This window comes from Thioalkalivibrio sp. ALJ4 (assembly GCF_000377225.1).
Lineage (GTDB): Bacteria > Pseudomonadota > Gammaproteobacteria > Ectothiorhodospirales > Ectothiorhodospiraceae > Thioalkalivibrio.
Window position 1 is genome coordinate 333,697 of sequence record NZ_KB897919.1, and the last position, 12,045, is coordinate 345,741.

Annotated in this window: 8 protein-coding genes and 1 other RNA gene; all 9 read right to left on the bottom strand. The window is 65.4% G+C overall.

The window, feature by feature from the left end:
• Nucleotides 1-49 precede the first annotated feature (49 nt).
• The 9 genes from C936_RS0111090 to C936_RS0111125 all read right to left on the bottom strand — a co-directional run bounded on the left by C936_RS0111090 (nucleotide 50) and on the right by C936_RS0111125 (nucleotide 12,039).
• Nucleotides 50-1,438: a sigma-54-dependent Fis family transcriptional regulator gene (locus tag C936_RS0111090; protein ID WP_018139218.1), complete on the bottom strand. Its 1,389-nt coding sequence runs from the start codon at nucleotides 1,436-1,438 to the stop codon at nucleotides 50-52.
• Between the two features lie 86 nt (nucleotides 1,439-1,524).
• Nucleotides 1,525-2,058, bottom strand: a complete 534-nt coding sequence (locus C936_RS0111095) for a PilZ domain-containing protein (protein ID WP_018174302.1) — start codon at nucleotides 2,056-2,058, stop codon at nucleotides 1,525-1,527.
• Nucleotides 2,059-2,128: 70 nt separating this feature from the next.
• Nucleotides 2,129-6,004, bottom strand: a complete 3,876-nt coding sequence (gene purL, locus C936_RS0111100; protein ID WP_018649529.1) for a phosphoribosylformylglycinamidine synthase — start codon at nucleotides 6,002-6,004, stop codon at nucleotides 2,129-2,131.
• 86 nt (nucleotides 6,005-6,090) lie between these two features.
• A complete protein-coding gene (locus C936_RS0111105) occupies nucleotides 6,091-6,510 on the bottom strand; it encodes a secondary thiamine-phosphate synthase enzyme YjbQ (RefSeq protein WP_018649530.1) in 420 nt (139 codons plus the stop codon).
• A 54-nt stretch (nucleotides 6,511-6,564) separates the two neighbouring features.
• Nucleotides 6,565-6,925: a transfer-messenger RNA gene (ssrA, locus tag C936_RS14705) on the bottom strand.
• 18 nt (nucleotides 6,926-6,943) lie between these two features.
• A complete protein-coding gene (gene rlmM / locus C936_RS0111110) occupies nucleotides 6,944-8,038 on the bottom strand; it encodes a 23S rRNA (cytidine(2498)-2'-O)-methyltransferase RlmM (protein ID WP_018649531.1) in 1,095 nt (364 codons plus the stop codon).
• A 96-nt stretch (nucleotides 8,039-8,134) separates the two neighbouring features.
• Entirely contained in the window at nucleotides 8,135-9,868 is a 1,734-nt protein-coding gene (gene soxB / locus C936_RS0111115) for a thiosulfohydrolase SoxB (RefSeq protein ID WP_018174298.1), read from the bottom strand.
• A gap of 475 nt (nucleotides 9,869-10,343) precedes the next feature.
• Nucleotides 10,344-11,348 (bottom strand): class I fructose-bisphosphate aldolase, encoded by a 1,005-nt coding sequence (locus C936_RS0111120; RefSeq protein ID WP_018174297.1) that lies wholly within the window; start codon nucleotides 11,346-11,348, stop codon nucleotides 10,344-10,346.
• A 133-nt stretch (nucleotides 11,349-11,481) separates the two neighbouring features.
• Nucleotides 11,482-12,039, bottom strand: a complete 558-nt coding sequence (locus tag C936_RS0111125; RefSeq protein WP_018174296.1) for an RDD family protein — start codon at nucleotides 12,037-12,039, stop codon at nucleotides 11,482-11,484.
• Nucleotides 12,040-12,045 lie beyond the last annotated feature (6 nt).

Sequence of the window (12,045 nt, forward strand, 5' to 3'; positions counted from 1 at the left end):
GGCCCCCACCTGACGGCTTCCCGACGATGCTGGGCCAAGGGGCAGAACCTCAGGCCTTGCCCAATCCGAACTTGCGCATACGCTCGACCAGGGTGGTGCGGCGCATACCGAGGCGGCGCGCCGCACGGGCGACGACCTGCCCGGTTTCGTTCAGCGCCGTGACGATCATTTCGCGCTCCAGGTCATTCAGATAGCCGCGCAGGTCCACGCCTTCCGGGGGCAACCCCTCGCGGGCCAGACCCAATGCCCCATTCGGCGCGCTGCCGGCCTGTCCATTCGCATCGCTCTGCGGCGGCATGGTCAGGTCTTCGATGCCCTCCGGGCGGACCCGCGGAGGGAGCTGCCCGAGGTCCACTGGCAGGTCCGGATACATGATGGCCAACTGCTCGAGCAGGTTTGCCAGTTCGCGGATGTTGCCCTTCCACGGCAGCTGGCTCAGGTGCGCCATCACGGCCGGGGTCAGGTGGGCCGGAGTCATACCCTGCTCTCGCAACCGATCCTCCAGCGCAGCCACCAGGGACGGGATGTCACTCGCACGCTCGCGCAACGGGGGTAGCTCGATGGGGAATACATTGAGCCGGAAGAACAGATCCTGACGGAAACTGCCCTCGGTCACCGCGTCATCCAGATTGCGATGCGTGGCCGCGATGATCCGTGCATTGGTGGAGATCGACTTGTTGGAACCAACGCGTTCGAACACGCGCTCCTGCAGGACACGCAGCAGCTTGACCTGCATCGGCAACGGCATGTCCCCGATCTCGTCGAGGAACAGCGTCCCGTCGCCGGCCAGTTCGAAGCGGCCCGTACGCGCGGTGAAGGCACCCGTAAAGGCCCCTTTCTCGTGCCCGAACAACTCGCTTTCGAGAAGATCCGCCGGGATTGCGCCGCAGTTGACGGCGACGAAGGGCTTGTCCGCACGATCGGAGGCCGCGTGGATCGCCCGCGCAATGACCTCCTTGCCGGACCCGGTTTCGCCCAGAATCAGCGCCGTGGCATCGGTACGGGCCACCTGTGCGACCAGGCGCTTGACCGCCAGCATCGTCGGATGCACCCCCACCAGGCCCGGCATGTCGTCATGCCCGGGCTCGCGGCCGTACCGCAGCCACTGCAAGACCTGGCTCACCTGGGCAATCGACAACGGGTGCTCCACCACGCAACCCGAACCCGGGGCGCTGACCTTCTCGCCATCGGTGGGCTGCACGACCACGGTCGTCTGCCCGTTGAGTCCCTCGAACAGGCGCTGGTCCAGCTCCGCGGCCGGGCCGCACCACCACACCGCTGCGGCGTCGGAACCCTGGTCGATCAGGGCTTCGGGGGATTGATGGGATTCGGTTTCACAGCCGAGACAGGACAGAATCGCCTGCGTGTCGCGGGCAGCGCCTGGTTCACCGGTGAGAGCAATCCGTAGTTCCTGGCTGCGTCCATTCAGATCCGTCATACCGGCCACCGCTCGTAGACTGAGTTGACTCATGCAGGGTCCAAAGTCGACCCATACAAAGGTGTGATGAGCGTCTCAGTATCCGGCTAGTTGTGACCGGCGTCAACTTTCTGTCGTTTGTCGGCAATCTCGCGCCGATGGAGGCGAAAAATCCAGCGTCCAAGGGCCTCTCTGAGGGTGTCTTCCATGCCCATCCACCGCATCAGCTGTACGTCTCCAGCCGTTGTCGGACTCTCGACACCCAGCACGCAAGGCTGCGGCAACAGCCGGCTGAGATAGATCTCCAGACGATCACAGTCCTCGGGTACAGTGCCCGCTGGCAGTACAATCCCGTGGCGCGACAAGGTCGCCTCCACGGGTGCCGGACGCTCCGGGTGCAGCGATTCGGCCACCAGATGCAGCAGCAGGTCCAGCTTGTGCTCCAGGCGCTGGATCTCGGGTGCGGTCTCGTCCTCGTGCGGGATCGAGCGCGGGTGAGTGTCGTCGAACAGGTCCAGGCTTTCGATCAGGCGCTGTGCGAGCCCCGGGTCCGTCAAGGCGCGCTCCGATGGGCCGACCGCGAGCGCACTGCTCACTCGCAGATCATCCCCCAGGTACTCGCTCCATTCGCTCGCCGTCATCGGACCTCCTGATTTACCGGCAGGGTGCGTTCCCGCCGCTTGCGCGGTTTGTACAGACGCTTATAGACGATCAGGCCACGAACACACGCGCGTTACGGAACAACCGCATCCAGGGGCCGTCTTCACCCCAGTCCTGTGGGTGCCAGCTGTGCTGCACGGTCCGGAACACCCGTTCCGGGTGCGGCATCATGATCGTGGCACGGCCGTCCTGCGAAGTGAAACCGGTGGCGCCGCCCGGGGAGCCATTGGGGTTCGCCGGGTAGTGGGTGGCCGGCGTGTCGTCCGCCTCCACGTAGCGCAGCGCCGCCTGGTCGTGCACCGGGACCTCGTCCCGATAGTGCACGCGGCCCTCCCCGTGCGAGACCACCACGGGCAGCAGGGATCCACCCATACCGTCCAGCAGGACCGAGGGGCCCGGCTCCACCCGGACCAGTGACAACCGGGCCTCGAACTGCTCCGAGCGATTACGCACAAAGCGCGGCCAGTGATCCGCCCCGGGAATCAGCGGGGCCAGATGGGACAGCATCTGGCAGCCATTGCAGACCCCGAGCGTAAAGCTGTCGGCGCGGTCGAAGAAGGCCTGAAACTGATCGCGCAACGCCGCGTGGTTCAGGATGGTCTGGGCCCAGCCGCCCCCGGCGCCGAGCACATCCCCGTAGGAAAATCCGCCACAGACCGCGAGGCCCTGCATCTCGTCCAGCGCCCTCCGTCCCGAGAGCAGGTCCGTCATGTGGACATCCACCGGCTGAAACCCCGCACGCTCGAATGCCGCCGCCATCTCCAGCTGGCCGTTCACCCCCTGCTCGCGCAGAATCGCCACGCGTGGCCGCTCACCGGTCGCGATCATGGGCGCGGCGATATCCTCCGCCGGGTCGAACCCGAGGCGCGCGGTCAGGCCGCCATCGTTGTCGACACGCGAGAACTCCTCTTCGGCACACTCCGGGTCGTCGCGCAGCCGCTGCATCGCGGCCGAGGTTGCCTGCCACTCGCCCTGCAACTGCGCCCGCGTCGTCTCCAGCAAATCCTTCGGTCCCTGGCGCACGAGCACGCGGTCATCCGCGCGCACGGTCGCGACCCGGTGCAGGTGCGCGCCCAGGCCCACGGCGTTCAGCCCGTCACGCAGCACCGCCTCGGCCCCCGGGGCCAGCTGCACGACCGCGCCCAGTTCCTCGTTGAACAACCACTCCTGTGCACGGTGATCGTCGGGCACCGTGACCTCCAGCCCGCAACGACCGGCGAAAGCCATCTCCGCAAGCGTCGTGAACAGGCCGCCATCGGACCGATCGTGGTACGCGGCCAGCAAACCCTTGCGGCGTAGCCCCGTGATCACGTCAAAGAAGCCGCGCAGGCGCGCCACATCGACCAGATCCGGTGTCTCGCACCCGATATGCCCCCAGGCCTGGGCCAGCGCCGAGCCGCCCATGCGCGTGTTCCCCTCGCCCAGGTCAATGAGCCACAGGGTCGAGTCCGCACCCGGATTCAGCTCGGGCGTCACGCTGCGCCGGACGTCGGCGACCGGGGCAAAGCCCGAGACAATCAGCGAGACCGGCGAGTACATGTCCCGCGCCTCGCCCTCGGCGGTCTCCCAGACCGTACGCATCGACAGCGAATCCTTGCCCACCGGGATGGAAATGCCCAGGCCCGGGCAGACATCCTCGGCCACCGCGCGCACGGTATCGAACAGGTTGGCGTCCTCGCCGGAGACACCGGCGGCGGCCATCCAGTTGGCCGACAGCCGAATCATCTCGGTACTGTCGATATCGGCGGCGGCCATATTGGTCACGACCTCGCCAATGGCCATGCGCCCCGAGGCGGGGCCGGAGAGGATCGCCAGCGGCGTGCGCTCGCCCATGGCCATCGCCTCGCCGGTATAGCCCTCGAAGTCGGTCAGCGTGACCGCGCAGTCGGCCACCGGCACCTGCCACGGGCCCACCATCTGGTCGCGCGCGACCAGCCCGCCCACGCTGCGATCACCGATCGTGATCAGGAAGTGCTTGGCCGCTACCGCAGGTACCTGCAGCACGCGGCGGACCGCCTCATCCAGCGGGCAAGCGACCGCGTCAAAGTCGGTAGCCGGCGGTGCCGTGCGACGGTCCTCGCGCGTCATGCGCGGCGTCTTGCCGAGCAGCATGCCCATCGGCATGTCCACGGGCGGCTCGTGGAACAGCCGGTCCTCGACCTTCAGGTGGCCTTCCTCGGTGGCGCGACCGACGACCGCGAACGGCGCCCGCTCGCGCTCGGCCAGCATACGGAAGGTCTCCAGACGGCCGTCGTCCACGGCCAGCACGTAGCGTTCCTGCGCCTCGTTGCACCACAGCTCCATCGGCGACAGGCCCGGCTCGGCGGTCGGGACCTCCCGCATCTCGATCACGCCGCCGCGCCCGGCATCGTCGAGGATCTCGGGAATGGCGTTGGACAGTCCACCCGCACCCACGTCATGGATCGAACGGATCGGGTTCTGCACCCCCAGCGCGGTGCAGCGATCGATCACCTCCTGACAGCGCCGCTCCATCTCCGGATTGCCCCGCTGCACCGAGGCGAAATCAAGCTGCTCGGCGCTGGCGCCGCTGGCCATTGACGACGCCGCCCCGCCACCCAGGCCGATCAGCATCGCCGGGCCGCCCAGCACCACGATCGGCGTACCCGGGGGTACATCCTGCTTGTGCACATGTTCGCCGCGGATCGACCCCAGGCCGCCGGCCAGCATGATCGGCTTGTGGTAGCCGTACAGGGCCTCGCTCCCGTCCGGGCGCGGCAGGGCCATCTCGAAGGTGCGGAAGTATCCCGCCAGCGCCGGGCGTCCGAATTCGTTGTTGAACGCAGCGGCGCCGATCGGGCCGTCCAGCATGATCTGGCGCGCGCTCTCGATCCGTTGCGGCCGGCCAAAATCATGCTCCCACGGCTGCGGCAACTCCGGGATCTGGAGATTGGAGACGGTAAAGCCGGTCAGCCCCGCCTTGGGCTTGGAGCCCCGTCCGGTGGCCCCCTCGTCGCGGATCTCGCCGCCCGAGCCTGTGGCGGCACCCGGGAACGGCGAGATCGCGGTCGGGTGGTTGTGGGTTTCCACCTTCATCAGGATCGGCAGATCCAGCGATTCGCGCTGATACTCGCCGCTGATCGCATCCGGCATCAGGCGGATGCCCGCATGCCCGGCGATCACCGAGGCATTGTCGCTGTAGGCCGACAGCACACGCTCCGGATGTTTCTGGTGGGTACTGCGGATCATCCCGAACAGCGTGCGTTCGTCCGCCTCGCCATCCAGGATCCAGGCGGCGTTGAAGATCTTGTGGCGGCAGTGTTCGGAGTTCGCCTGGGCGAACATCATCAGTTCGGCGTCGGTGGGCGCGCGCCCGAGCGCCGCGTACCCATCCGCGAGATATTCGATCTCGTCCGGCGAGAGCGCCAAACCCAGATCGACATTGGCGGCTTCCAGCGCCCGGCGCGGGTCATCGCCCAGCTCTACACGGCCCAGCGAGCGCGGCGTCTCGGTCTGGAACAGCCGCGCGGCCTCCGCCGGATCCTCGATCACGGTCTCGGTCATCCGGTCGTGCAGGACATCGCCGAGCGCCTCGAGGGCCGCGCCTTTGGCCCCCTGCCCGCCGATCTGCCAGTGGATGCCGCGCTCGATCCGCACGACGGCCTCCTCGAGGCCGGCATGGTGTGCGATCTCGGTGGCCTTGGACGACCACGGGCTGATCGTGCCGAAACGCGGGATGACCACCAGTTCGCGCTGGATCTCGAAGTCCGGCGCGCGCCAGGCCTCGCCCTCGGACAACAGGCGGTCCAGGATCGCGTCTTCTTCCGCCGTCAGGCGGCGCCGGGGCTCGATGAAATACACAAACCGCGCCGCGAGCGGACCCGCGTCAGGGACACTCGCCCGCAGGCCGGCTTCCAGTGCCCGCAGCCGAAATGGCGAGACGGCGATACCCCCTTCCACAAACCGCATTGCGCTTCCTCGATACCCGGAGATGACAAAGGCTGCGCATTGTACCGGACCCGGCGCCGGGCCGGGACCGCCGCCCGCCTACTGGATCACTCTCCGTGGACCGTTACGGTCAGCGTGCGCGTGTGGGCGGCGTAGCGGTGCTCCCACAGAAACAGGCCCTGCCAGGTACCCAGGACCAGCCGGCCCATCCCGACCGGGACGGTCAGGTCATTGTGGGTCAGCATCGCGCGGGCATGGGCGGCCATGTCGTCGTCGCCTTCCATGTCATGCCGGTAAGCGGGATCGCCGTCCGGAGCCATGCGCGCGATCAGGGTCTCCAGGTCATGACGGACATCGGGATCGGCGTTTTCGGTCACCAACAACGAGGCACTGGTGTGGTGCTGAAAGACATGGAAGGTACCGGTAGTGATCCCGCTGGCGGCCACGATCTCGTCGATCTGGCGCGTGATGTTGATCGTGCCCCGCCCCTCGGTGCGTACGCGAAAGCTGTCCTGATGCACGGCCATACCCGGCTCTCCAACAAAAAAGCGCCCGAAGGCGCTTGATTGGACTTGCTAATTTGGTGGAGGCGGCGGGAATCGAACCCGCGTCCGCAGGCCCTCCGCCTTCGGCTCTACATGCTTATTCTGTCTTTGAGTTTAACCAGCCGCTACCCGACAGGCAGGGAAAACAACTGGCGATCCCGGTTTAGTTTTAATGGATCCACGCCGGGCGCGCTTCACCACGAGCTTGTGAGAGTCGACGCCCGATACTGGACGCACAAGCACGGCTCCAGTCGGACGGCATCTACCGGTTTTTAAGCGGCGAGTGCGTAGTTGTCGTCGTTGGCAACTATTTTTTTGCAGTGATTTTTACGAGGCTCACCACATCCTCGGCATGCACCTCAGGTTTCGCGACCCGCGTCGAATCCAAGTCGCCCCCTTACAGTACACAGACAGTCTACCGCGCCAAGGGTTCCCCGACCAGACGAATATGCACGGTGACCTCCTCCCGATCGTGATACAGCTGTCGTGCCCGGACCTCATAAGCCAGCCCCGCGTCGCTCAGCCGTTCATCCAGGTGTTCCAGACAGTCCCGCACGGTCTGCCAGCGTTTCTTCATCGGCAGTTTCAGGTTGAAGATCGCCTCGCGGCACCACTGTCTTTCCAGCCAGTCCCCCATGCGCGCCGCAACACGTGCCGGCTTGTCCACGATATCGCATACCAGCCAGATCACCGGATTCGGCGGTTCCCAGACAAAGGCATCCTCGCGGTGATGCTCCACCTGGGTGGTCGCCATCAACCGCTCGTCCATCGGGCCGTTGTCCACGGCATGCACATGCATCCCGCGCCGCACCAGCTGCCAGGTCCAGCCGCCCGGAGCGGCCCCCAGATCCACGGCCTGCATGCCCTCGGCCAGTCGCTCCGGCCACTGCTCCGCCGGGATAAATGTGTGCCAGGCCTCTTCCAGCTTCAGCGCGGAGCGGCTGGGCGCGTCGGACGCCGCCCGCAGGCGCGGCTTGCCCTCCGGCCAGTCGCTGCGTTCTCCCGGCCGGGAGAACGCAATCTGTACCCGGTCGCCAGCGGACCAGAACAGGTGCGCCCGCAACCCGGCCGCATCCGGGACCAGCAGGCCGCGCTTGCGCAACACGGCCTGCAAGGGTCGATCCAGGGCGCGCGCCAGCCGAACCAGTGACTGGCCCTCGTTGGTGTCCGGGCACTCGTGCCACAGCGAGTCGAAGCAGATCCCCGTCAACTGAAGCTGATCCAGGATCGGCGTCACTCGATCCTCTCGGCTCAGCCGTTCCAGTGGGTGCAGCGCCACCAGCCGCTGCCGGGCAAAAATCAATTCATCCAGTGGCAGTGCCGCAGCCAGCCCCACTAGATGGCCATCCGCCGGGACAAAGCGTACAAATCCGGTATCGGGCTTCGCACGCGGATAGGCGGCCATACCCGCCTCCGCCGCCCGCTCCGTCAGCTCGGCAATCAGGTCGGGCTCGAAACCCGGGCGGCAGTAAAACAGCAGTTCGGACGCCGTCGCCTCGATCGCCACCATGTCCCCTCCATGAAAAAAGCCGCCACACCCGAGAGGGGTGAGGCGGCTTCGAGGGTAACCGGACCGAACATCCGGGTCACCAATCCACGGTCGGGATTAGATCTCCAGGCCCGGATCGCCTTCGACGTTTTTCAGCTTCGGCAGATAAGGCTTGCTGACCTCGACCGTACCCTTCTCGCGCAGATAGTCCGCGACCAGTTCCCAGACCGGCTCGGAATCCAGCGGCTCGTGCACGTTCGCCCAGCCGGCCACGACATAGTTCTTGTCCATGTCGATCGGTTCGCCATTGATCTCCAGGTCGCTGATACGCGAACCCATGGACTCGTGCGGATCAATCGTGTACTTGATCCCGCCCGTACGGACCATGTCGCCACCGCGGTGGTGATACGGGTTGGAGTTGAAGATCGAGTTGGCCACGTCTTCCAGCGTGTTCTTCAGCTGTTCGCCGGTCATCTCGTTACGCTGGACCTCGGAGTACGTGGTCACGGTCTGGCTCATCACCTCCTCGAAGGTGATCGGCTGACCCGGCAGGACACTCACACCCCAGCGGAAGCCCGGGGACAGCGCGACCTCGGCATCCAGCTTCTCGCGCAGTGCATCCAGGATCACCTCGTCAAAGGTCCCGTTGAAGTTGCCACGGCGGTACAGCACGCCGTCGGTCACCGCGAGCTCTTCGTTGAGCTTGTCCTCATACGGCTGGTGGACCTTCTTCACATGCTCTTCCATTTCTGGATCGGCATCCAGCAGGTTGGAGAACACCGGCAGCATGTGGAACTTGTAGTCGCGCACGCCGCTCTCGCCGACATCCAGGTCCAGCAGGCCCAGGAACTTGCCGTTCGAGCCCGCGTTGGTCACCAGCGTGATGTCGCCACCGGCGTTTTCGATCTCGACCGCACCCGGGATCGGGTCGTGGGTGTGGCCACCCATGATCACGTCCACGCCTTCCAGGTTGCGGGCCATTTCCATGTCCGTGACCATGCCGTTGTGCGACAGGATCGCGACCACCTTCGCGCCCTTCTCGCGGCACTCGTTGATCATGCGCTGCATGTGCTCGTCACGGATGCCGAAGCTCCAGTCCGGGAACATGTAGCTCGGGTTGGCCACCGAGGTGTACGGGAAGGCCTGACCAATCACCGCCACCGGCACACCGTTCATCTCGCGGATGGTGTAGGGCTCGAACACCGGGTCGCCCCAGTCACGGTCCTCGATGTTCTGCGCCAGGAAGTCGATGCCGTTCGGCTTGAAGTCGTTCTCGACGATCTCCATCACGCGGTCGTCCCCGAAAGTGAACTCCCAGTGGCCGACCATGATGTCCACACCCAGCAGTTTCTGGGCATCGACCATGTCCTGACCGTCGTCCCACAGGGACACCGCAGAACCATGCCAGGTATCGCCACCGTCCAGCATCAACGAGTTCGGCCGGTCGGCGCGCAACTTCTTGACCAGCGTGGACAGGTGCGAGAAACCGCCCATACGGCCGTACTTCTCCGCCGCGTCGACGTAGTCGAGATGGGTGATGGCATGTGCCATCGGCGTACCGGGCTTGATACCGAACCACTCGAGCAGCTCGTTGCCCACCAGCACCGGCGGCTTGCCCTTCATGTCGCCCACGCCAATGTTCACGTTCGGCTCGCGGAAGTAGATCGGCTTCAGCTGCGCGTGGCAGTCGGTGTAGTGCATGAACGAGACATTGCCGAATTTCGGGATGTCGTACATCTCGCTGCTCAGGGGCTTCCACGATCCCTTCTCGCCGGCCCAGGCATTCATCGAGAAGCCGGCGGCGCTCGCCACGGCCATGGCCTGCAGGAATTCTCTCCGAGTCAGATTCATTGACTGGCTCCTATTGGTGGTTTGAATTGGATAAACCGCAATTTCTAGCTGGACCTGTTCCGGTCCTCTTCCCGGTTATTCCGGACGTGCTTCGGCCAATTTTGTTCCATCGGCCTGGTCGTCATCGGGTGCGCAGCCTACCGGAGTTACCGCGAGTTCGCGCGGGATCGTATAAAAATCGAACCCATTCCAATCCGATCTGCGCTGACAAAAAAATGCTCCGGGAGCCTGCCAGAGCCACAACGCAGGTCACAAAAAAGGCCTGTCACCCTAGGGGTAACAGGCCAAGACGCGACATACACCGCCGGAGGAATCGATACGGGGGCACGGCGCCGACAGCGCTGATCCTTGTGCCCTCGCCGACCGACCCATGCCCGGCAGCTACAGTCTATGAACCTGGAACCCGGCGGGAATTGATTCAGATCAACTACGCCGCAGGTTCCAGGTTGCACCCGCCCATCGTGACCCGCACGCCCTAGGTCGCGTACTTGCCCTCCGCGGCCAGGCCATTGTCGCGGGCACGCTCGTATACCGTCTTCTGCGCGCTCTCGAAATTCGCCTGCATGTCCTCGCCCCACAGCTTCATCGCGGCCTGCTGCATGCCGCGGCCGTAGGAGAACGAGAGCGGCCAGGGCGTGCCCCCAATGCGATTCATTGCATCCAGGTGCGCAGTTGCATCCGCGTCGCTCTGCCCGCCCGACAGGAACACAATACCGGGGAGGATTGCGGGCACCGCGGAGGCAAGGCAGCGAAGCGTTGCGTGGGCGACATCGTCCACACCCACCTGCTCCGGGCAGTCCTTGCCGGGGATCACCATGCTGGCCTTCAGGATCGTGCCTTCCAGCAACACGTGATGCTCGTACAGCGCGCTGAACACCGCCCGCTGCGTCGCCTCTGTTACGCCATAGCAGGTCTCGATGTCGTGATCGCCGTCCATCAGCACCTCGGGCTCCACGATCGGCACCAGCCCCTGCTCCTGGCAAAGCGCCGCATACCGGGCCAGCGCATGCGCATTGGCCTCGATGCAGGTATCGGTGGGCATGGTCTCGCCGATGGTGATGACGGCGCGCCACTTGGCGAACTTCGCACCCATCCGGGCGTATTCCTGCAGGCGCTCGCGCAGCCCGTCCAGGCCCTCGGTAACCTTCTCGCCGGGGAACCCCGCCAGGTCCTTGGCGCCCGTATCCACCTTGATGCCGGGCAGGATGCCCGCCTCGCGCATCACATCCACAAACGGCTTGCCGTCGCGCGTGGACTGGCGAAGGGTCTCGTCGTAGAGGATGGCGCCGGAGATGTATTCGTTCAGCTTCGGTGTGGTGAGCAGGAGCTCGCGGTAGGTTCGGCGATTCTCCTCGGTGTTCTCCACGCCCACCGCTTCGAATCGCTTGGCAATCGTGCTGGTGGATTCGTCGATGGCAATAATGCCCTTGCCGGGGGCCACCATGGCCTCGGCCGTCTCGATCAGTGTGTCGATTTTCATCTCTGCTCCTTGGGCGGGGGTACCCGTATGGATTTCCGTTGGAGACTAGTTCCCCACTCGGGGTTCTTCCATACGGACTCCCAACGCCCGGGAGCGGTTCACAAACCGTCGCTGCCGTTACCACAGCAGTGGCCTAGTTCAGCCACTCCTTGCGCACGACGAACGTCTCGGCGATCAGGTCGTGCAGACCCTGGCGGCGGCGGGTAAACGCCACCATCAGGTAGCCGATCCCGAACAGCAGGCCCGAAAGGATCTCCGCGAGATAGCGTCCTGTCGCGCGCATGAAGGTAATGCGCTCGCCGTGATAGTCGACCACACGCAGCCCCACCGCCATCTTGCCGACCGTCGCCTGGTAGCGGGAGCTGTGCATCCCCGCCCAGTACAGCCAGGCCACCAGGATGTTGATCAGCATCCAGACGATATCGGCCGCCATCAGCTCGGGCTCCGGCCCCTTGGGTGCCATCGTCTCCGGGCTGATCACCATCTGCGCCACGATCTGCGGCACCCCGATCACCACCATGTCGAACAGGGTGGCCAGCACACGCCGCCAGAACCCGCCAAAGGCGGCGCGATCCTCCGGCGGCCCGGCGTGCGCCGGCGACGCTGCGGCCACCTCGACCAGATCCGCTCCACAGCCATTGCAGTAGCGCGCCTCGGGCGGGTTGTCCCGCCCGCATGCCTTACATTCCATGTAACC

Coding starts and splice junctions, on each gene's coding strand:
- C936_RS0111090 (WP_018139218.1), bottom strand. CDS start 1,438: ATGACGGATCTGAATGGACGCAGCCAGGAACTACGGATTGCTCTCACC.
- C936_RS0111095 (WP_018174302.1), bottom strand. CDS start 2,058: ATGACGGCGAGCGAATGGAGCGAGTACCTGGGGGATGATCTGCGAGTG.
- purL (WP_018649529.1), bottom strand. CDS start 6,004: ATGCGGTTTGTGGAAGGGGGTATCGCCGTCTCGCCATTTCGGCTGCGG.
- C936_RS0111105 (WP_018649530.1), bottom strand. CDS start 6,510: ATGGCCGTGCATCAGGACAGCTTTCGCGTACGCACCGAGGGGCGGGGC.
- rlmM (WP_018649531.1), bottom strand. CDS start 8,038: ATGGTGGCGATCGAGGCGACGGCGTCCGAACTGCTGTTTTACTGCCGC.
- soxB (WP_018174298.1), bottom strand. CDS start 9,868: ATGAATCTGACTCGGAGAGAATTCCTGCAGGCCATGGCCGTGGCGAGC.
- C936_RS0111120 (WP_018174297.1), bottom strand. CDS start 11,348: ATGAAAATCGACACACTGATCGAGACGGCCGAGGCCATGGTGGCCCCC.
- C936_RS0111125 (WP_018174296.1), bottom strand. CDS start 12,039: ATGGAATGTAAGGCATGCGGGCGGGACAACCCGCCCGAGGCGCGCTAC.